Origin of the sequence: Actinomyces polynesiensis (assembly GCF_000820725.1) — a bacterium.
Lineage (GTDB): Bacteria > Actinomycetota > Actinomycetes > Actinomycetales > Actinomycetaceae > Pauljensenia > Pauljensenia polynesiensis.
This window is the reverse complement of record NZ_CCXH01000078.1, coordinates 13,729-34,387: the sequence shown is the minus strand read 5'-3', so window position 1 is coordinate 34,387 and position 20,659 is coordinate 13,729. Positions and strand designations below refer to the sequence as shown.

Here is a 20,659-nt window from a genome sequence, read left to right as displayed (position 1 = left end):
GACGAGGGCGGAGCAGAGTGTGCCGGAGGGCTGGAGTCTCGCCAGCCTCCCGGCGGCGACCGGGACGCAGGCGGTGCCGCCGGGGAACAGGCCTGGCCGGACGGGGCCCGCGCGGCCCGGCGCCGGTCGGGGCCCCGCCCGGACCGGTGGTGCACCCCTGCGTGACCGTGGGACTCCGGTACGGGTCAGCGGGACACCCACACGGGCTGGCGGCACTCCTGCACGGACTGACGGCGCATCCGCGCGGGGCGGTGCCACCGATGCCTGAGCACGGCCGCAAGACTCCACGGATGGCGACCGACACCATCGGGGTGAGCGACACCGGTGCCGACCGGAGCGGTCCCCGTGGGGTCCGGGCAGGACCCCACGGACAGTGGGACCGGGACGAGCCCCGGTGGTGGTCCCTCCTCGGTGCGCTCGTGGTGTTCGCCCTGTGGGCGCTCGCCTTCGGGGCAATGGGAGGCGTCTTCGAGCGGGGGGACTGGTACCTGCGTTCCCTGGCCGTCGCGGCTGCCGTCCTCGGCGTCGCCGCCCTCGTGAGGACCGCGTTCCCCGCTTCGCGACTCGGGGCGTGCCTGGGAGGTCTGGCAGCGGGGGCCGGCGTGCTGGTGGTGCAGCTCCAGCTCGGGGGGCGACTGGGCACGTGGGTGCTCGACCCGCGGGCGGCCCTGGTCACCACCAGGTTGCAGATCTCCGAGGGGGTGGCGCCCATGGAGGTGAGGTCCCCGCTCGCCGACGTGGTCGTCCTCGCGTGCCTGCTGGGGGTGTGGGTGTCGACCCTCCTGCTGGTGGGACTCAGCGCCCCACTCCTGGCCGGCACCGCCGCGGTGCTCGTGCTCCTGGTGCCCGTGGCCGTCACGTCCCAGCGGGTGGAGGGGTCCTTCCTCGTCGGTGCTGCGGTGTGCCTGTGCCTCCTCCTCTGGGTCGGGGCAGGGAGCCCCCCGGGGTGGCGGGCCCCGGCGGCGACGGTCCTGGTCCTCGCGGTCGGCGCCACCGCCGTGCTGGCGGTCCCCGCGACACGGGACCGGGTGTGGAACTCCTCGGCGATCGCCGTCTCCCCGATCTCCCCGAACGTGCCCGACGTCACCGTGACCCTCGGGGAGGACCTCGTCCGACCGGCGGGAGCCGTGGCCTTCCGTTACACGGGCGCCACACCCCGCAGTGCCATGCGGTTCCCCCTGGCCGTCCTGGTGGACTTCGAGGGTGGCACGTGGCGGCCGGACGACACCCCGGACCCGTCCTCGTCCGACGTCCTCGACCTGCGGACCCCGACCGGGGACCCCGTTCCGGAGGAGTTGACCCCGGAGGCGGTCGCCGGGTCCATGAACGCGGTCACCGTGCAGATCCGGGGTCTGGTCAGCGCCTGGCTGCCGGTGCCCCAGGACACCTACATGCTGCGTGCGCCGGGCTGGCCGGGCGTCTCCGGCACCGGCGCCGACGGTGACGAGTGGGACCCGACCCAGTGGCACTGGGTCGAGGGCGCGCAGACCGCCAGGTCCACCTCTGCGCTGACCAGGAGGGGGATGGCGTACTCGGCCTGGGCGTGGCCGCTCGCGGACTCCCCCGACGTGCGCAGCTCCTTCCTCTCGGGCGCCGGGGCCGGCGGCCCCTTCGACCAACCCGTCAGCGCGGACGTGCCCGAGCTGGAGCCGTACACGCGCCTGCCCGACGACGTGCCGGCGGTGGTCTCCGAGACCGCCCGCGAGGTCACGGCCGGGACCACGGGGCGCTACGCCGCAGCTGCCGCCCTGCGGGACTGGTTCCGTTCGGGCTCGTTCACCTACGACGAGGCGGCCCCCTACACGCCCGGGTCGGACCCGGACGACCCCTACGCGACCATGGAGGCCTTCCTCGAGCAGGGCGAGGGTTACTGCGTCCACTTCGCGACCACCTTCGCCGTCATGGCTCGCAGCCTGGGCATCCCGACCCGCGTGGCCGTGGGGTACGCGAGCCTTGCCGGGTCGGGGAGGTGGACACAGGTCGACAACCGGTCCCTGCACGCGTGGCCGGAGGTCTACTTCGACGGGATCGGGTGGATCGCCTTCGAACCGACACCGGGCGGGGCAGGGATGAGGGCCGAGGCCGTCTCGGAGGACCCGGACACGACCTCCGCCGATGCCCAGTCGGGGCCCGAGGCGTCCGCGCCGGCCCGTGACCCGGGTCGGCAGGACCGCGAGGACGTCCCGGGACAGCAGGGAGGTCAGGCCCAGTCGGGTGGGGGGACTGCCACGGGGGTTCCCACGTGGGTCCCGGGTGTGGGGGCAGGACTCCTGGTGCTCCTCGTACTGGCGGCGTGTGGGCCGACCGTCGCGCGGCGGGTCCGCCGGATGCGCCGGCGGCGGGAGATCGTCGGCGGCGCTGCCCCGGCCGGGGCGGCGTGGGCGGAGTTCCACGACACGGCCGTCGACCTCCGTTGCCTGGGTGGGGGGGCCGCCGGCGCGGGTCGCCCTCCGCAGACGTCGGGGTCGGAGCCCGGGCCGGGGCAGGGCGCGGAGGCCCGGCGGGGGAGCGGGGTCGGGTCGGGGACCGGGGTCGGGTCTGGAACGGCGTCAGGGTCCGGCACGAGGGCGAGGGCGAGGACCCCGGAGGGACTGGTGGAGCACCTGGTCTCCCAGGGGGCGTTGTCAGCGCCCGACGATGCGCGGTTCCTGGCGGATGCGGTGGTCGCCGAGCGGTTCGGGGGCGGAGGAGCCGCAGGCGCGCCCGTCGACCGGGACCGCCTGCGCGCGGCACTCAGCGGGGCGGTGGCGGACCTGCGTGGACGTTCCGGGTGGGGCAGGCGCCTGAGGGCCGCCCTCCTGCCGACCTCGGCACTGCCGGGTGGGCCGGTGGGAAGCCGCGGCGGTCGCAGTCGGCGGTGGCACCTCCCGCACCGGTCGGAACGGAGCAGCGGTGTGAAGGAACGCCCGGACACCTGAGGTTCTGGTGCGCCTGAGGTTCTGGTGCACCCGAGGTTCTGGTGTGGGGGGCGGGGCGCCCCCATCGGGCCGCTCCGCACGCCGGATCCGGACCGGTGGGGATCAGCCGGCGCGGCGGTGGGTGCCGTGCAGTCGGCGCAGCTCGCGGGCGTAGGAGCCCCCCGGCGTCGTCGGGACGCCGTCCCTGGTCCAGACCAGAACCAGGGTCGGGTCGAACACACGGGAGCACGCCCCGCAGGCGACGACACGGCGCGGCGCGGAGAAGAGCTCGCGGGAGGCCCCGCACCTCGGGCACGTCCCGACCCAGGGAGCCCTCGGGCTGGGCAGGGACGCCGGGAGCCTCGCCGAGTCGGGGGCACCGATGCGGCGCGCGCAACGCCGCCAGACCTCGTCATGGTGGTGGGAGTCCCCGACGAGGGCATGGGCGACCTCGTGCAGGATGACGCCCCGCACGGCCTCCTCGTCGTAGAGGTCCACCAGGGGCGCCGACAGTGAGATGGTGCGCGTGGCGTGCGTGCACGCCCCCGCCCGACGGCGCGCACGGTCGAACCGGAAGGTCCACTCCTGCAACCCGTGGGCGTCCATGAGCGCGCGGGCCAGGGACCGGGCGTCCTCGCGTCTCACTGTTCCACCATCCCGAGGATCCGCTTGGCGGAGACCTTCTGCGGTGTCCCCAGCTGCTGGGCGAACAGGGACACGCGCAGCTCCTGGACCATCCAGCGGGCCCGTTCCAGGCGCGCCGCCTCGACGGGCTCGAAGGGTCGGGCGGCGGCGCGCTCCCGCGCGGAGTCGACCTCCTCGGAGACGTCGCGCACCACCTCCGCGTCGCGGGTGTCACGCGCCAGGGCGCGGGCACCCTGCGCGGCCTTCCCGATGCGCACCGCCCCGGCCCGCAGGTAGCGGGCGAGGTGGGGGAGCGCCCAGACCGGGGTGTCGGCGAGGAAGCCCGCGTGGACCAGGTCCCGTGACTGTCCGCGCACCTCGGCGACGACCTCGTGCAGGGAGGCCTCCGGGTGGTCGCGCACCATGCCCTCCACCTCCCCCAGCGCCCCCAGGGCCCGCACCACGTGGCCGAGGATGTCGTGCACCCGGTCCTCGTGCAGCTCCCGGGCGCGGGCGGCCAGGATCTCGAAGGCCTCCCGGGAGCGCACCGCGGAGGGGCCCCGGTCCCCGGAGAGCTCGTCGACCAGGGACTGCGCGGAGGCGAGCTGCGCGTCGGCCAACAGTGCCGTCGTGTCGGGATAGGGGGAGGCGGCCAGCATGAGGGCCTCCCGGCCGGTCCAGCGCGTCGTCACCCGTGTCGTGGACAGGTGCAACCGGGCCAGCAGGAGGCGGGCCAGCCCGAGGCGGTGCTGGCGGTCCGCCTCGGCGGGGCTGGCCATGACGCGCACACCCGCAGTGGGGGCGTCGGCGGTGCCCTGGGGCACGAGGGCGGGGAAGCCGCGCAGGAGCATGCCTGCGGTGCCGCGGGACTCGACCGAGCGCGGAAGGGGGACAGGGGGGAACTCCACCAGGCCGTCCGCGTGCAGCTCCGCCGAGGTCCGCTCTGTTCCAGCCCCGAAGTCCGCTCCGTTCTCCCCTCGAGGTCCGCTCTGTTCCGGCCCTGAGGTCCGTCCCTCTGGTCCCCCGGGCACCGCACCGGTCGACGAGGACGGCACCCCTGAACCCTCCGCGGCGCCGGAGCGGCTCGTGGGTGCAGCCTCCCCGACCGTGCCCCGCCGACCCTTCCGGGCGTGACCCTGAGCACCGGTCTGACCGTGCCCGTCGTGGCGCCCGTCGTGGCGTGCGGCCTCCGCGAACGCCTCCGCCACCGCGCCGCGCACGGCGGTGCGCACCGCCTTGTCCGCCTGGGAGGCGAGGGTGCGCTGCAGCTGGACGAGGGACGGTCCCGCTCCCAGTTCACGCCCGGAGGAGTCCTCGACCACGAAGGTCATGTGCAGGTGCTCAGGCAGTCCGGCCTCGGCGTGGGCGAGGTCCGCGGGGGACAGGTTCACTCCGCGCACCTCGGAGACGGCGCGGGCGAAGGCCTGGGTGAAGGGTGGGCGGTGGAGCCTCCACGACTCCGCGGACGGGGCGGAGCCCTCCCCGGAGGTCCCGCCCGGTGTCGCCGCGGGCGTGGACGCCCCTGAGGACGCGGATGCCCCCCGTGGGTGCGGGTGCGGCCGTGGGCGCGGATGCCGGAGACGCTGCCGGCGTCGTCGTGCCGGTTCCCGGCGAGGAACTGCCCGCGGACGGAAACCCGGCATCCGACCCTGCGCCGGACACGGCTCCCCGGGCCGGGGTGTTCCTCTGTCCGCTCGCACGCGTCCAGGCCGCCAGGCGTCCCAACGCCGCGTCGAGCGAGCGGGGGTCGGGGGTCGTTCCGCTCCCGTCGCCGCCCCGTCGGGTGTCCGGCCGGGACTCTGTACCGGACCGGGAACCGCCCTGTCCGGAGGGTGTCGCGCCGGCGTCCCCCGCGGCGGGTCCCGTCGGGGTCTCCCCCGCGAGCGCGCGGGTGAGCCACTGCGCAACCTTGGTCCCCACCTCGGGTGCAGGTGCCAGCAGCCGTCGCTTCGCCTTGGGCAGGGCGCGCACCATCTCCGTGCAGAGGTCCTCGAGCATGCCCGGAACCAGCCAGTCGGTTCCCTGCTCGCCGACCCGCGGCAGCACCTCCACGGGGATCGTCATCGTCACGCCGTCGCGGGTGGACCCGGGGGTGAAACGGTAGGTCAGCGGCAGCCGGAGGTCCCCCTGTTGCCAGTGGTCGGGGAAGTCGCGGGGATCCGTCCCCGCCCCCCGGGGCAGGAGCATCCGCGGGGTGTAGGTGAGCAGGTCGGGGGTCTCGCGGCGCTGGTGCTTCCACCACTGGTCGAAGTGGCGGGCCGAGACGATGTCGGCGGGGATCAGGTCGTCGAAGAAGGCGAAGCGCGCCTCCTCGTCGGCCACGAGACCATGGGTGCGGGAGCGGCGTTCGGCCTCGCGGGCATCCTCGAGGAGCTCCTGGTTGCGGTCCATGAAGCGGTGGTGTTCGCGCCACTCGCCCAGCACCAGGGCATGGCGGATGAACATCTCGCGGGCGAGCTCGCGGGCGGTGATGCCGGAGTCCTCCGCGGATTCCGCGTCGACCTCCGGGCCGGTGTCCGCTTCCGGTCCCTCCCCGGCGTCCGGGCCGGCCGGTGTCACGGGTCCCGGGTCGGTCGCACCTGCGGGGGGCTCGGCGTCAGACGTGGCACCGGAAGCGGCGGCGGGACCCGAGGTGGTGCCGGAGCCCCCCTCAGGCGAACCCGAGGTGGTGCCGGAGCCCCCCTCAGGCGAACCCGAGGTGGTGCCGGAGCCCCCCTCAGGCGAACCCGAGGTGGTGCCGGAAGCTGCCGCGGGGCCGCCCTCGTGCGCGCCGCTGCCGCTGCCGACCGTGCCCTCCACGCCGAAGGCCACCAGCGCCTCGCTGAGTGCGTCCGCGAGGGCGGTGGACTCCCCGACCTCGCGTTCCCCGCGTCCCCGGGCGCGCAGTCCCTGGGCCACGCCGGCGAGGGTCCCGGGTCGCGCCACGGAGGAGCGACGCTGACCCCCGCCGAAGGTGACGTCGAGGCGCCCGAGGAGCACCGGGCGGTCGGCGACCAGGGTCATCCCGTAGAGGAGGACCTTCTCCTTGACCATGGCCGCGCCGCGGGAGGTCGACCAGTACGGCTCGGAGTAGACCCGGCGCAGCAGGGGCCCGGCCAGGGGTTCGATCCACTCCGGGCGGATCCGGGCGACGGTGCGCGCGAAGAGCCTGGAGGTCTCCACCAGTTCCGCCGTCATCACCCAGGCGGGGTGGGAGCGCGCCAGGCCGGAGCCCGGCCAGATCGTGAAGTGCGTGCCTCGGGCGCCGGCGTAGTCCCGTTTGGCCTCGTCCCAGTTGCCGAGGTTCGAGAGCAGTCCCACGAGCAGCGCGCGGTGCACCTCGTCCGCGTCGACCGTGCCGGAGGAGGCCGTGTAGGCGACCACGGCCCGTGCCGCCGCGTCGGCGATGCCACCGGAGGCCGCGGCGTGGGCGACCTGGGCGGGGGTGGGCTCCCCGATGGGGTGGATGTCGAGGTCGAGGGGTCGTGCCATCTGGCGCAGCTGGTTGACGACGTCCCGCCACTCGCGGAAACGCAGGTAGTGGAGGAACTCCCCGCGGCACATGCGCCGGAACGCCGAGCCCGACAGGTCGCGGGACTGGACGTTGAGGTAGCGCCACAGGTTGAGGTAGGTGATGAAGTCGGAGGTCGGGTCCGTGAAGCGGGCGTGGGAGGCGTCGGCGGCCTGCTGGTGGTCCAGGGGGCGCTCGCGGACGTCCTGGATGGACAGGGCGGCCACGATGACCAGGACCTCCGAGGCGCAGCCGTTCGCGTCGCCCTCGATGAGCATGCGCCCCAGGCGCGGGTCGATGGGCAGGGTCGCGAGGTCCCGCCCGACGGCGGTGAGCCGGTGCCCCCCACTCCGGCGAAGTCCGCTCTGTTCGGGGCTCGAGGTCCGCCCTCGTGCACCGGTGTCCCTCCCCCCGCGGCGGTCGTGGCCGGCGGTGGCGGTGCCGGTGCCCACGGACGAGGGCGGGGCCGCAGCGTCATCGGGCTCCAGTGCCCCGATCTCGACCAGGAGCTGGATGCCGTCGCGCACGGCGCGCGGCTCCGGGGGGTCCAGGAAGGGGAAGTCGGACACGGCGCCCAGACCCAGGGCCGCCATCTGCAGGATGACGGAGGCCAGGGAGGTGCGCAGGATCTCCGGCTCGGTGAACTCGGGGCGGGACTCGTAGTCGCGCTGGGAGTAGAGGCGGATCGCGACGCCGTCGGCGACGCGCCCGGATCGCCCGGCCCTCTGGTTGGCGCTGGCCTGGGAGATCGGCTCGATGGGGAGACGCTGGACCTTGGTGCGGTTCGAGTACCGGGAGATGCGGGCCAGGCCCGGGTCGATGACGTAGCGGACGCCGGGCACGGTGAGCGAGGTCTCGGCGACATTGGTGGCGAGCACGACGCGGCGCAGGGAGTGGGGCTCGAAGACACGGTGCTGCTCGGCGGCGGTCAGGCGCGCGAACAGCGGCACTATCTCGATGGCGTCGGGTCGGTGGGGCGCCTTCGGGTCGATCAGGGCGCGGGGGCCCAGGTGGTCGGCCAGGGCCTGCTGGGTGTCGCGGATGTCGCGCTCACCGGGCAGGAACACGAGGATGTCGCCGGGTCCCTCGGCGCAGAGCTCGTCAACGGCGTCACAGATGGCCTGCTCCTGGTCGATGTCCTCCCCCAGGCCGTAGCCGAGGGTGGGCAGGTCGTCGTCGGGGTCCTCCAGGACCAGCTGTTGGACGCCGGGGTGCGGGGTCCCGGTCTCGTCGGAGGCGATGTCCCCGTTGGTTCCCGACCACTCGGCGTCAGCGGTGTCAGGCCTGCTCCCGGTCGGCACCCCGTCCGTGCCGCGGCCCGTGGAGGCGGGTCTCGCCGCAGGGGAGGACGGACTTCGAGGTGGGAACTGAGCGGACTTCGCCGAAGGGGGGGTGGAGGAGGACCAGTTGCGCGGCAGGTCGGCCGACAGCGGCCGGTAGCGGATCTCCACCGGGTAGGTGCGGCCCGACACCTCGATGACGGGAGCCGGGGCGACCAGCCGCGACCGTCCGCGACGCCCCTCCCACCTCCCGAAGTGTGCCGCGAAGCGCGTGGAGTCGATGGTCGCGGAGGTGATGACGACCTTGAGGTCGGGGCGCAGCGGCAGCAGGCGCGCGATGTAGCCGAGGATGAAGTCGATGTTGAGGGAGCGCTCGTGGGCCTCGTCGATGATGAGGGTGTCGTAGCGGCGCAGGAGCGGGTCGGACTGGATCTCGGCCAACAGGATGCCGTCGGTCATGAGCTTGACGAGGGTGGTGGGCCCGACCTCGTCGGTGAAACGCACCTGGTAGCCGATGACCTCGCCCGGCGCCCGGCCCACCTTCTGTCCGAGTTCCTCGGCGATGCGGTCCGCCACCGCGCGCGCGGCGATGCGTCGGGGTTGGGTGTGCCCGATCATCCCGGCCACCCCGCGGCCGAGCTGCAGGCAGATCTTCGGCAGCTGGGTGGTCTTCCCCGAGCCGGTCTCACGAGACGATGACGACCTGGTTGTCCCGGATGGCCTCGGCGATGTCGTGGCGGCGGTCGGAGACGGGCAGGTCGGGGTAGGTGATCACGGGGATCGCGGCGGCGCGCGCGGCGAGCTGCTCGGGCGTGAAGGGCCGGAAGACGTGGGCGCGCTGGTGGCGGGGGTTGCGGTGGCGTCGTGGACGTGGGGGGCGCGTCGACGTCCCCTCCACGCCCGGGGTCGCGCCGGGGGTGCGGTCGGGGCGTCCCTCCCGGCGCTCCGGTGTCGACGAGGGCGGCTTCGCGCCTCGCCTCCCACGTGCACCACCGCGGGTCTGCTTGCCCCGAGGGCGGCCCCCACCACCGGAACGACGGGGTTCCGGGCGCGGGTCACGGGGCTGTTCGGGCACCGGACCAGCTTAGCGAGGGGCGCAGGCGTCAGGCGGAGTGGGAGCGGCCACGGTGGATGACCGGAGGTGCCTGCGGAGGCTGTGGACCGAGGACGGCACGAACCCCTCCTGCCGACGCCGGGCCGGACTGCGCACGCCGGTCCTCCTCGTGGACAGGGCCCGGGCGCGCGCAACGGGCCGGCCGACCCGCATCGAGGCCCGGGCCGAGACCCCGGCCGTGTGCCCCGGCCGGGGCCGCAGACCCGCTCAGCCGAAGTCGCGACCGAAGAAGTACACGAAGGGGTTCCCCTGGTCGTCGCTGTGCACCACGAGGTACACGGAGTACTCGTCCCGCGTGGGGGCCATGACCTCCTGGACGGAGTGTTCCGAGACGACCGGGCAGACGAAGTCCCCGGCCCTCATCCCATCGACCTCGAAGACGGGCACAGGCTTGCCTGCCACCGTCTCGGTGTTGGAGATCGAGTCGTCCAGGGGACCCACCAATGCGCACCCGACGACCCGGGAGTCGGTCGGGAACTGCGCGTCCCGTTGGGTCTGTGTGTTCCCGGGACCGCCGAGGTGGTCGTCAAGTCCCTTCATCTGGTCGGCGGCGGCCCAGGTCGCCGCCTTCCGGTCGTCCCCCGTGGACACGGCCTCGACGAAGGTCTGGAGCGTTGCGACGTCCGGAGGACGGACGGATCCCGACGGGGTGCGGTAGACGATGTCCGACAGGGTCAGTGCGCCGGTGGAGAGTCGGTACGTGAGGGCGGCGCTGGCACTCTTCGTGCACGCGTGGCAGGACCCGTCCCCGAAGACACCGATGGCGGGAACGGTGAAGGAGACGGTGGAGTCCTGCTCCTGCGCCTCCAGGTCCTGGACCTGCAGATCGGGGACGTACCCACCGACCTCCCCATCCGCTGCGGGTTCTGCGCCGGCCACCAGGTCGAGCGAGCCGTCATAGACACCGATGGAGTCCGAGGAGTAGTTGCCTCCCCCGAAGCACCGCATGGAGACGACGGCCACCGGGGTGCCCGAGACCGTGGTGGTGACCCGGTCCTCGAGGGTGATGGTCGCTGCGTCCTCCGTCGATGTCGCCACCCCGCCGCTGAAGGTCACGGTGTCCGCACTCCCGCCCGGGCTGTGGTGGGCGAAGGCGGCGCACTGGGGAGGGACGCGGATCGTGGCGTTGGCGAGGTCTGCGAGGGTGGGTGCGGGAGCAGAGGGTGCGGAGGTGGCGCTCCGGGTCGGCGGTGACTGCGTCCCGGACTCCTGGCCGGACTGCGCGGACCCGCCGTTCGGCTGGGTGCCCTGCTGGCCGACGTCGACGGAGGCCGTCTGGGCCCTCCCGGACAGGAACCACCATCCCAGCACGAGCAGGCAGATGACGATCACCGAGGTCAGCGCCACGATGGTGGGGAGTACCCAGGCCGGTTGGGAGGAACGACCTCCCGCTCCGGCTGCTGCGGGTGCGGCGATGCCGACCGGCCTGTCCGCGGGATCCGAGGACCCGGGACCGGCGGTGGTCCCTGCCGCGGTCCCATCAGCAGGAGCGGGGGGCGGGGGCGGCGTGCTGCGGTTCCCCTGCTGCCCGTCACGCGTTCCCTGCCCCTCGTCCATGGTGCTCCTTCTCGGCCCTCCGCAGGTCACACGGACCGGCGTCGGGGGTCGTCGGCGGTTGCGGTACGTGACCCATGGTGCCACCCGGGCCCTGTGATCAGGGCGGACGATCGGCCCTCCGGGGAGCGGCGAAGTCATCCAGGCCGGCGAGGCGGTCCGGCCGGTCGGTGGCCCCCGCGCCCGGTCCGGCAGCTCCTTCCGGCGTTCCCGGAGCTGACGGACCGTCCGTCCCGGGAGGTGTCGAGCAGCGGGTCCGGAGCAGACCGACGTGCCGGGCAGGACAATGGGCGCATGCACGGACTCTTCGCGGGACTCACCACCCTGGACGTGGCACACGGCCTCGACTCGGCACCTGATCCGCTCACCAAGACCACGTCCACGGCGCACCTCCTGGCGGCCGGCGGGCCGGCGACGAACGCGGCGGTGACCTTCTCGGCACTGTGCCGCGTGGCGCGGGTGCGCGGGACCGGCAGTGAGGGCGACGAGGGCGACGTCGCAACCCTCCTCACCGCAGTCGGACGGGGTCCCCTGAGTGATGTGGTGCGCGCGGACCTGGCGAAGGCCGGGGTGGACGTCCTCGATGCGACCGAACTCCCCGACGGACCGCCCCCGCTCCCCGCGGACGCGGACTCGCGGGCACGTGGCCTGGAACCCGCCCTCTCCAGCATCGTCGAGCACCCGGAGGGGAGGATGGTCGTCTCCACCAATGCGCGCCTCCCCCTGGATGTCGTCGGCGCGCGGACCCGGCTCGCTGAGGACCTCCTCCACATGGGCGACCCCGACGTCGTCCTCGTCGACGGGCACAACCCGGAACTGGCCGCGCTGGCGCTGCGTGTGGGGACACGGGATGACGGCGCATCCGAGGATCCCTTCGCGGAACTCGAGGAGCATCCCTCGCACCTGCGCGTCCTGGACGGCGGCTCCTGGAAGCCCTGGTTCACGCCGCTGCTCGGACTGGTGGACGTGGCCGTGGTGTCGGCGGACTTCCGCCCGCCCGTGCTCAGCGAGGCCGACGGGGACGCCACCGCCGCCTTCCTGCGCGGTTTCGGCATCACGCGGGTGGTGCGCACGGACGGTGCGAACCCTGTGCGCTGGTGGTGGGACGGGGCGGAGGGGGAGGTCCCGGTGGTCGGGGTCGCGGAGGCATCCACCCTCGGTGCGGGCGACGTGTTCCACGGCGCGCTGGCCTGGGCCCTCGCCCGGCTCCATGCCGCGGAACTCGCGGTGCCGCAGGACCCGACCCCGCAGATCACCTTCGCCGCCTCCGTGGCGACCCTGTCGACCTGCACCTTCGGGACGCGCACCTGGCGCTCGGACCCGCGCCTGGCCGAGCTGCTGGAGGGGATCTGAGAGGAGGACCGTCGGGTCCCGCCCGTGGATCAGGCCGGAGTGCGGTCCGGGTCGACAGGCTCGATGAGCTCGGGGGAGTCGTTGCGCACATTGCCCACCGCGCGTGAGACCTCGCGGGGGACGAGGGCGGGGTCGGGCACTGCCCGCAGGAGACCCTCGACGCTCCCGGGGTCGGTGGTGCGCGGGTCCAACCACGCGTCCCACAGGTCCGGGGGGACGACCACGGGGGTGCGGTCGTGGATCTCGCCCAGTGCGTCAGGGGCGGAACGGGTGATGATCGCGCAGGTCAGGAGCCAGGCGTCGCCCTCGTTGGCGGGGGTGCCGGGCACGCGCCAGGCCTCGGAGATCCCGGCCAGGGCGATGACGGGGTCGCCCTCGCCCGCGGAGAGGAACCAGGGCTGCTTCGGGCCGTGGCCGGTCGGCGGGGCCTGCCACTCGAAGTAGCCGTTGGCGGGGACGAGGCAGCGGCGCCGGGCCGCGGCCGCGCGGAAGCTCGGCTTGGTCGTGAGGGTCTCCGCGCGCGCATTGATGATGGGGCGCTCGGGCGTCCTCGCCCAGGACGGCACCAGACCCCACTTCAGGAGGCGGAGCTGGCGCTCGACGCGTGCGTGGCCCGCCGGAGTGGGGTCGGTCGGGGTGGTGGTCGGGGGCGTGGTCGTGGTCGGTTCGGCGTCGGGAGCGCCCGCTGCTGCCCCCGGTGCGGGGGGACGGTCGGTGCCCCGCTGCTGTGTCGTGGATGCCGCGCCGGATCGGTCGCCTCCCTGCACCCGGATGACGTGGCCGTCCTCGTCGACGAGTCGGTCCATCACCACGCGGACCACCTGGGAGGGGGCGACGTTGAAGGAGGGTCGGTGCTCATCCAGGAGCAGGTCCACGTCGAAGAGGGAGACCAGCTCGTCATCATCGGCGAAGAGGGCGAAACGGCCGCACATCGGGCACCTCCGGATCTCGGGTGTCCCGATCCTCCCACGCAGTGCGACAGGTGGGCGCGGTGAGAGGGAGAGGCACGCGGGCGAGGCGGATGGGCGGTGGCGGGCACACTGCCCGTGGGGAGCGGGCGGGCGTGACCGGTACCCGGGGAGCGGACGGGACCGGTGCCCGGGGAGCGGACGGGCAGCACTCGCCGACTGGACGGGGACGGACCTCGGGGGCAGAACTGAGCGGACCTCGCGGGGAGAACAGAGCGGACTTCGCGCTCAGGGGGTGCTGTACAGGCCGGGAGGCCTTTGCTAGAGTCAACTGAAGCGTTTCGGTAAAGTGGTTCCGACCGGCGGGTCCCGATGGCCCGCCAGTGCACCCGGGGGCGTCGTCGTCCCCTCGACGGACACGGATGCACCCGTGCCCGGTGTGCCAATGGGGACCTGACCACAGTCGATCCGGCCCGGGTCCACCCCGACGACCCGCGCCACGTCACCGAACGAGGAACACGCATGCTCACCCTCACCGGAGCGCTCCAGAACTACGACTGGGGCTCCCCGACCACGATCCCGGACTTCCTCGGCGTACCCCCCGACGGCAGGCCCTGGGCGGAGGTCTGGCACGGGGCCCACCCCTCCCACCCTGCCCTGGCGGACAGCGCCTCGCCCGCGGACCCCGGTCGCCCCCTCGACGCTGTGATCGCCTCCGACCCGACCGGCTGGCTGGGGGAGTCCACCATCGGACGGTTCGGCGCCGGCCTGCCCTTCCTGGTCAAGCTGCTGGCCACCTGCCGCGCACTGTCGATCCAGGTCCACCCGAGCCTGGAGCAGGCGCGGGCGGGCTACCGCAGGGAGCAGGAGGCGGGCGTGGACGCAGCACACCGCAACTACTCCGACGCCAACCACAAGCCCGAGGCGATCGTGGCGCTCTCACCCCTGCGGGCGCTGGCCGGGTTCCGCCACGCGGAGGACATCCGCGCCGACCTCGCCCTCGTCCCCGGTCTGGAGGGCGTGTGCAGCGTCCTGGGCGCGGCTCCCGAGGAGCGCGCCATCGAGGAGGCCTTCACCCTGCTCGAGGAACTGCCCCCGTCGGAGGTCGCAGCGGCACTGGAGGCCCTCGGATCCGCTCCCGGCACCCCGGCACTGGACCTCGCACGTGACCTGCTCGGGCAGTTCCCCGGGGACCGGGGCGCCCTCGTCTCCGTCTTCCTCAACCACGTGACCGTCGCCCCGGGGCACGCACTGTCCACGGGGGCGGGCACCGTCCACGCCTACCTCGACGGCTTCGGCCTGGAGGTCATGTCGAGCTCCGACAACGTCCTGCGCGCCGGGCTGACCTCCAAGCGTGTCGACGTCGCGGAGTTCACGGCGAATGCGGACTTCCACCCCGGATCCGCCCCGGTGCGTCCGCTCGAGGCCTCCTGGCCCGCCCCGGGCGTGTGCCTCCAGGAGCTCACGACGTCCGTGCCCGACTTCCGTCTCGAGGTCGTCGAGGTGCGCGAGCCCGGGGTCGTCGAGGTGGGTGGCGACGGACGTGTGACCATGCTGCTCGCCCTCGAGGGTGCCGTGGTGGTCGCGGACGCCGCCGGGCGCAGCGCGCTGGTGCCGGGTGGGGCCGTCCTGGCCCGGGCCGAGGACTCCGTCAGGGTCGAGGGCGCGGGTCGTGTGGCCGTCGTGACGGTCGCCTCCGCGGCGGACGGCCGGGGCGCCCGGGTGCTCCCGGTCGTCGCGACACCTGCCCGGGTGGCCGTGGCCTGAGCCCTCGGGGCCGGTCAGCGGTGCTGCACCGGTGACCGGCCCCGATGGGCCAGGACCTAGGATGTGCGCATGTCAGCCTCATCGCGGAAGCGGACGACCATCGTCGATGTCGCCCGGGTGGCCGGAGTGGCCATCAGCTCGGCATCGGCGGCCCTCAACGGACGACCCGGCGTCTCCGACGCCACGCGCAAGCGGATCCTCGAGGTCGCCGACGACCTCGGTTTCGTGCCCTCCCTCAGGGGACGAAGCCTCTCCTCGGACCGCGCGTTCACCGTGGGACTCGTCGTGCAGCGCGAGATCGACGTCCTCGAGGCGGACCCGTTCTTCGGGGCCTTCATCGGCGGCATCGAGGAGGTCCTCGCGCCGCGCGGGTACGCCCTCGTGCTCCAGGTGAGCACCGGCGAGAAGGAGACCATCGAGCGCTACCGGATGCTCGCGCTGAACCGCAGGGTCGACGGGGTCTTCGTCAACGAGCTGCGCATCGACGACCCCCGGGTGCCCCTCTCCCGGGAACTCGACATGCCCGCCGTGGCGGTCAACCCCGACACCGTCCTGCCCCTGCCGAGTGTGCGTCAGGACGCCGTGGCCCCGATGCGGGACCTCACCGGGTTGCTCATCGGCCAGGGGCACCGGTCCATCGCCCACGTGGCGGGGCCACCTGAGTTCGTCCACTCCCGCTCCCGGCGCCGGGCCTGGCAGGAGACCATGGCCGCAGCCGACCTGGACACCAGTCGGGTGATCGAGGGTGACTTCAGCTACCGGGGCGGCCAGGAGGCCGCGCGCGAGCTCATGACCCGTCCCGACCGTCCCACCGGGGTCGTGTGCGCGAACGACCTCATGGCGGTCGGGTTCATCAGGGAGTGCCAGGACCTCGGGCTGGACGTGCCCGGTGACGTCTCGGTGACGGGCTACGACGGCATCGCCCTGGGGACGTACATCCGCCCCACGCTGACCACGGCACGCACGAACCCGCGCCGTCTGGCCGCCGAGGCGGCACGGGTGCTGCTGGAGACCATCGACGGCGGTGCCCCCGAGGACCGCGAGATCCCTCCCGCCGAGATCGTCCTGGGTGAGTCCACCGCCCCGGCGCGCGCCGCTGGCAGGATGTGATCCATTCGTAACTTCGGTGGGTGGCACCCACGGGCCGAGCGGTGCTACATTCGTGGGCACCGAAACGCTTCGGCTTAGACGAAGGAGTCAAGAATGCAACACAGCAACTCCCGCGCGGGGCGCGTCTCGCGCACCCTGGTCGCCGGGGCCGCGTCCCTCGCGATGGTGGGCACCCTGGCCGCCTGCGGAGGCGGGTCCACCGGTTCCGCGTCGGGCGAGTCCGGCGCCAGCACTGCCCCCTCGGACCTGTCGGGTTCGCTGAACATCCTCGTCTCGAGCGCCTCGGCGTCGGACGAGGCCTTCAACGCGATCACGACCGCCTTCAAGGAGAAGTACCCCAACGTGGACGCGAAGGTCACCTCGGTCCCCAACGACTCCTACCCGGCCACGAAGTCCGCGCAGCTCTCCGCGGGCTCGGTCGACATCTTCGTCGTCAAGAACTTCGTCGAGGCGCCCTCGTACGCCTCCGACTCGACCTCCGACGACGTGCTGATGGCGCAGGCGGGCGGCCTGGTCGACCTCACCGACCAGCCCTTCATGAAGAACTACACGTCCTCCGTGCTCGACGCGCAGGCCATCGACGGCAAGCAGTACGCCGTCCCCACCGGCCTGAGCTACTCCACCGGCGTCTACTACAACAAGACGATCTTCGAGGAGAACGGCCTGGAGGCCCCCACCACCTGGTCCGAGCTCCAGGACGTGATCAAGACCCTGAAGGCCAAGGACATCACCCCCTTCGGCATCGGCGGCAAGGACACCTGGCCGGCCGGTCTCGTCATGCTGGGCAACGTCGCCTCCGCCTACCCGACCCTGGAGGCCAAGCAGTCCCTGGCCGAGGGCCTGTGGACCCAGAAGGTCTCCCTCACCGACACGGACACCCAGTCCATCCTCGAGAAGACCCAGACCGTCTTCGAGAACGCCCAGGACAACTTCTCCGGCGCCGGCTACGACGACATGCCCGCGGCCTTCGCGCGCGGTGACTTCGCGATGCTCCCCGACGGGACCTGGAACCAGCCCACCATCGATTCCGCCGTCAACGGTGCCTTCGAGTACGGTTACATCCCCTTCCCCGGCTCCGACAACGCGGCCGACAACGCCCTGCTCAACGGCAAGATCGAGCTCCAGCTCGCGGTCGCCTCGAACTCGAAGAACCAGGAGGCCGCCCTCGCGTGGCTCGACTTCTTCTCCGACCCGACCAACTACGCGACCTTCGTGAACAAGGCCGGCTTCTCCCCGGCCCAGCCCGGGATCGACTCCTCGGACTTCCTGAACTCGATCGCGGACTACACCAAGACCTACCAGCCCGCTTGGGACCAGGTCTGGATCGCCAACAACAAGGCCGGTGACGACGCGGTGTACCCGTTCAACTACCCGGCACTCTCCCCGCTGGGCACCGACACGGCCGCCGAGGCCGCCACGGCAGCCCAGACCGCGTGGGCCGCGGGCTTCTGAGCCCCGGCTGACCGATCCGACCGGTGTGGCCGGACGCGCAGGCGTCCGGCCACACCGCCTCCGACAGGAACAGTCGTGAACACCAAGTCCTATCCATTCCCGTCGCGCGCCCCCATGCGCGCCACTTTCGGCACAGGTCTGACGGTCCTCACCGTCTTCGCCTTCGTGCCCGCGATCGCAGTGTTCTTCGTGTCCTTCACCGACCTGCGCCAGGCGATCTACCTGCCGACGAAGTGGGTGGGGCTGCAGAACTACATTGACTACTTCGGGGCCGGCCACCGTGCCGACAACCTCAACGCCCTGAAGAACACGCTGGTGTTCGCCTCGGTGTCGACCATCGTCCAGATCACCCTGGCCCTGGGCATCGCGATCCTCCTGAACAACCCGCGCCTGAGGGGACGCAACCTCTACCGTGCGGTGGTCTTCATGCCCACCGTGCTCGGCGTGACGGTCACCGCCCTGATCTGGTCCCTGATGTTCAACACCTCAGGTGGCCCTGCCCAGCGCTTCCTCAGCCTCTTCGGGAAGAACTCGGCGTTCTTCGGTGACCAGAACATCGCCCTCTACCTGGTGATATTCGTCCAGGTGTGGATGGTCTGCGGCGTCTCCGTCATCATCTTCCTCTCCGGGCTCCAGGCCATCCCGCAGGAGCTCTACGAGGTCGCCGGCATCGACGGCGCCTCCGGCTGGCAGACCCTGCGGTGGATCACCATGCCGATGCTCGCCCCCTCCGTCACCGCCAACGTCCTCCTCGGCATCGTCAACGCGATGCAGAGCTATCAGCTGACCTACGTCCTCACCGGTCCCGACAAGAAGGGCACCCAGGTGCTCTCCCTGCAGGTCTACATGCAGGCCTTCGGAGGTCGCTCGGGCACCACGCTCTCGCAGTCCCAGGGCTATGCGGCGGCCATCTCCATGGTCCAGTTCGTCCTGGTCGGGGTCATCACCCTCGTCACCCTGTGGTACCTGCGCAGAAGGGAACAGAAGTGACCACCGCACTCGACACCACGTCCTCCCCCGCGACGCAGCAGCGTCCCGGCACCGGAGCGCCGCAGGGGGCCGACCACCGCGAGGTGGCCCCGCGTCGGCACTTCCGCAACGTGCCCTGGGTGTCCTACCTGTTCGTCGCCCTGCTGATGGTGATGTTCGTCTACCCGCTGCTCTACCTGCTCAACACGGCACTCAAGAGCACCGCGGAGTTCGTCTCCAATCCCGTCGGCATGGCCTCCTCCTTCGAGTGGGGCAACTTCGCGGAGGCCTGGTCGAAGGGCAACTTCGGCTCCTACTTCTTCAACACGGTCCTCTACACCGTCGCCGGAGCCGGCATCGGCACCCTGATCGCCCTCGTCATGGGCTTCCCCGTGGCCCGCGGTTACATCCGCGGGGCGAAGTTCTGGAACCTCCTCTTCGTGCTGGTCCTCTTCCTCCCCAACGCCCTCATGACGCAGTTCCAGCTGCTGCTGCGCCTGCACCTGTACAACACGCAGATCGGCTACATCCTCATGGTCGGCGTCGGCGTGGGCATCGGCCCACTGCTCTTCAGCGGGTTCGTCTCCTCGATCCCCAAGGAACTCGACGAGGCCGCCGCCCTCGACGGCGTGGGGTACTGGACCTACCTGTTCCGCTTCGTGTTCCCCCTGGCGAAGCCGGCGCTCGCGACCGTGTTCATCCTCCAGGCCGTGTGGATCTGGAACGAGATCATCCTCGCCACCGTCCTCTTCTCCGACCAGGCGAAGTTCCCGATCTCGGCAGGCCTGTTCGCCTTCAAGGGCACCTACTCCAACAACTGGCCGCTCCTGGCCGCCGCGACCCTCATCGTCGCCGCGCCCCTGGTCCTGGGGTACGTGTTCATCCAGCGCTACCTCGTCAACGGCGTCCTCGGCGCCGTCAAGGGCTGAGGACCTGGATCCCCGCCCTCCCCTTCCCGCCCGTCCCGCATCACCGACAGGAGCAACGACGTATGTCGTCCCCCATCCCCAACACCACCACCACCGTGCCCGCAGTGCCCTTCGCCCTCACCCGGGTCGGCACGCTCATGCGGCCCTCGGGCGACCCGCTCGAGGTGGACGGCGTCCTCAACCCCGCCACCGTGTGGACCCCGGACGGCCAGCTGCACCTGCTGCCCCGCCTCGTCGCCGCGGGCAACGTGTCGCGCATCGGACGTGCGCGTGTGCTCGTCGAGGGTGGGGTCCCGGTGGACGTCGTCCGTGAGGGGATCGTGCTGTCCCCCGACCGTGGGTGGGAGCACGGCACCCACCACGGTGGCGTGGAGGACCCGCGCAACACGTGGATCCCCGCGATCGGCCTCAACGTCATGACCTACGTGGCCTTCGGCCCGCTGGGTCCCCACCCCGCCCTCGCGGTCTCCGCGGACGGCCTGTCGTGGACGCGCCTGGGTCCGCTCCTGTTCGGGTACGAGGACGACCTCGACACTGACCTCAACCTCTTCCCCAACAAGGACGTCGTCTTCCTGCCCGAGCCGGTGCGGGGACCCGACGGACGCCCGTCCCTGGCGGTGCTCCACCGCCCGATGTGGGACCTCACCTTCGTGCGTCCCGACGACGCGCCCCCGCTGCCCGCAGGCGTGGAGGACGCGCGTCCCACGATCTGGATCTCCTACGTCGCGGTGGAGGACGTGCAGCGAGACCTGCGCGCCCTCACCCGCGTGTTCGGACACCGCCAGGTGACCACCCCCGCCTTCCCCTGGGAGGAGTCGAAGATCGGCGCCGGGCCGGCACCGATCCGGGTGGAGGAGGGATGGCTCCTCATCCACCACGGCGTCACCGGTGCGATCGAGGGTTCCGCCTTCACCCCCCAGCAGTCGGTGCGCTACGAGGCCGGGGCCATGATCCTCGACGCCGACGACCCCTCCCGGATCATCGCCCGCACGTCGGCGCCGCTGCTGAGCCCGGAGACCGGCGAGGAGACCGAAGGCACCGTCTCCAACGTCGTCTTCCCCACTGCCATCGAGCGGATCGAGGGCGAGGACTACGTCTTCTACGGGATGGCCGACAGCGCGATCGGCGTCGCCCGACTGGACCGCGTGCAGGCCTGAGCCGGTTCAGGGCCGATCGCGGGCCCGGGGCGGGGGCGGACCTCGTGCCCTGATC

Annotated in this window: 14 protein-coding genes; 8 read left to right on the top strand and 6 right to left on the bottom strand. The window is 72.5% G+C overall.

Translation table 11 applies throughout. The features are described 5' to 3' along the window. The first annotated feature begins 290 nt into the window (after nt 1–290). Complete coding sequence (locus tag TA90_RS02985) at nt 291–2,918, top strand: transglutaminase TgpA family protein (RefSeq protein WP_043534534.1); 2,628 nt, start codon at nt 291–293, stop codon at nt 2,916–2,918. A gap of 102 nt (nt 2,919–3,020) precedes the next feature. On the opposite strand, the gene TA90_RS02980 is transcribed toward TA90_RS02985, so the two are convergent. From TA90_RS02980 to TA90_RS02960, 5 genes are all read right to left on the bottom strand, one after another. Beyond that, nucleotides 3,021–3,542 carry a SprT-like domain-containing protein gene (locus tag TA90_RS02980; RefSeq protein WP_043534533.1) on the bottom strand — a complete coding sequence of 174 codons (522 nt, stop codon included), beginning with the start codon at nt 3,540–3,542 and terminating at the stop codon, nt 3,021–3,023. After that, nucleotides 3,539–4,912 (bottom strand): DUF3418 domain-containing protein, encoded by a 1,374-nt coding sequence (locus TA90_RS02975; protein ID WP_043534532.1) that lies wholly within the window; start codon nt 4,910–4,912, stop codon nt 3,539–3,541. The genes TA90_RS02980 and TA90_RS02975 overlap by 4 nt, the downstream gene beginning before the upstream one ends. Further along, a complete protein-coding gene (locus TA90_RS14115) occupies nt 4,863–8,909 on the bottom strand; it encodes a DUF3418 domain-containing protein (protein ID WP_082031314.1) in 4,047 nt (1,348 codons plus the stop codon). The genes TA90_RS02975 and TA90_RS14115 overlap by 50 nt, the downstream gene beginning before the upstream one ends. A 67-nt stretch (nt 8,910–8,976) precedes the next feature. Further along, on the bottom strand, nt 8,977–9,189 hold the full coding sequence (locus tag TA90_RS14855) for a hypothetical protein (protein WP_043534531.1): 213 nt from the start codon (nt 9,187–9,189) through the stop codon (nt 8,977–8,979). Between the two features lie 423 nt (nt 9,190–9,612). Next, entirely contained in the window at nt 9,613–10,962 is a 1,350-nt protein-coding gene (locus tag TA90_RS02960) for a hypothetical protein (protein WP_043534530.1), read from the bottom strand. 291 nt (nt 10,963–11,253) lie between these two features. On the opposite strand from TA90_RS02960, the gene TA90_RS02955 reads away from it, so the two are divergent. Continuing rightward, nucleotides 11,254–12,312, top strand: coding sequence for a carbohydrate kinase family protein (locus tag TA90_RS02955; RefSeq protein ID WP_052450422.1), 1,059 nt, complete (start codon nt 11,254–11,256; stop codon nt 12,310–12,312). A gap of 29 nt (nt 12,313–12,341) precedes the next feature. Here the strand turns inward: TA90_RS02955 and TA90_RS02950 are convergent, their stop codons facing one another. Next, complete coding sequence (locus TA90_RS02950; protein WP_043534528.1) at nt 12,342–13,244, bottom strand: SOS response-associated peptidase; 903 nt, start codon at nt 13,242–13,244, stop codon at nt 12,342–12,344. Nucleotides 13,245–13,742: 498 nt separating this feature from the next. Between TA90_RS02950 and manA the strand changes: the two genes are divergently transcribed. From manA to TA90_RS02920, 6 genes are all read left to right on the top strand, one after another. Beyond that, the gene (manA, locus tag TA90_RS02945; RefSeq protein WP_052450421.1) at nt 13,743–14,987 is read left to right on the top strand and encodes a mannose-6-phosphate isomerase, class I; all 1,245 of its coding nucleotides are present in this window, start codon (nt 13,743–13,745) and stop codon (nt 14,985–14,987) included. 69 nt (nt 14,988–15,056) lie between these two features. Continuing rightward, nucleotides 15,057–16,097, top strand: a complete 1,041-nt coding sequence (locus tag TA90_RS02940) for a LacI family DNA-binding transcriptional regulator (RefSeq protein WP_043534541.1) — start codon at nt 15,057–15,059, stop codon at nt 16,095–16,097. A 93-nt stretch (nt 16,098–16,190) separates the two neighbouring features. After that, nucleotides 16,191–17,549, top strand: coding sequence for an ABC transporter substrate-binding protein (locus TA90_RS02935; RefSeq protein WP_043534527.1), 1,359 nt, complete (start codon nt 16,191–16,193; stop codon nt 17,547–17,549). A gap of 75 nt (nt 17,550–17,624) precedes the next feature. Further along, nucleotides 17,625–18,539, top strand: coding sequence for a carbohydrate ABC transporter permease (locus TA90_RS02930; protein WP_043534526.1), 915 nt, complete (start codon nt 17,625–17,627; stop codon nt 18,537–18,539). Next, nucleotides 18,536–19,447 (top strand): carbohydrate ABC transporter permease, encoded by a 912-nt coding sequence (locus TA90_RS02925; protein WP_043534525.1) that lies wholly within the window; start codon nt 18,536–18,538, stop codon nt 19,445–19,447. The genes TA90_RS02930 and TA90_RS02925 overlap by 4 nt, the downstream gene beginning before the upstream one ends. A gap of 62 nt (nt 19,448–19,509) precedes the next feature. After that, a complete protein-coding gene (locus TA90_RS02920; RefSeq protein ID WP_043534524.1) occupies nt 19,510–20,604 on the top strand; it encodes a glycoside hydrolase family 130 protein in 1,095 nt (364 codons plus the stop codon). Nucleotides 20,605–20,659: the final 55 nt, after the last annotated feature.

Coding starts and splice junctions, on each gene's coding strand:
- TA90_RS02955 (WP_052450422.1), top strand. CDS start 11,254: ATGCACGGACTCTTCGCGGGACTCACCACCCTGGACGTGGCACACGGC.
- TA90_RS02960 (WP_043534530.1), bottom strand. CDS start 10,962: ATGGACGAGGGGCAGGGAACGCGTGACGGGCAGCAGGGGAACCGCAGC.
- TA90_RS02950 (WP_043534528.1), bottom strand. CDS start 13,244: ATGTGCGGCCGTTTCGCCCTCTTCGCCGATGATGACGAGCTGGTCTCC.
- TA90_RS02985 (WP_043534534.1), top strand. CDS start 291: ATGGCGACCGACACCATCGGGGTGAGCGACACCGGTGCCGACCGGAGC.
- TA90_RS14115 (WP_082031314.1), bottom strand. CDS start 8,909: ATGATCGGGCACACCCAACCCCGACGCATCGCCGCGCGCGCGGTGGCG.
- manA (WP_052450421.1), top strand. CDS start 13,743: ATGCTCACCCTCACCGGAGCGCTCCAGAACTACGACTGGGGCTCCCCG.
- TA90_RS02935 (WP_043534527.1), top strand. CDS start 16,191: ATGCAACACAGCAACTCCCGCGCGGGGCGCGTCTCGCGCACCCTGGTC.
- TA90_RS02920 (WP_043534524.1), top strand. CDS start 19,510: ATGTCGTCCCCCATCCCCAACACCACCACCACCGTGCCCGCAGTGCCC.
- TA90_RS02940 (WP_043534541.1), top strand. CDS start 15,057: ATGTCAGCCTCATCGCGGAAGCGGACGACCATCGTCGATGTCGCCCGG.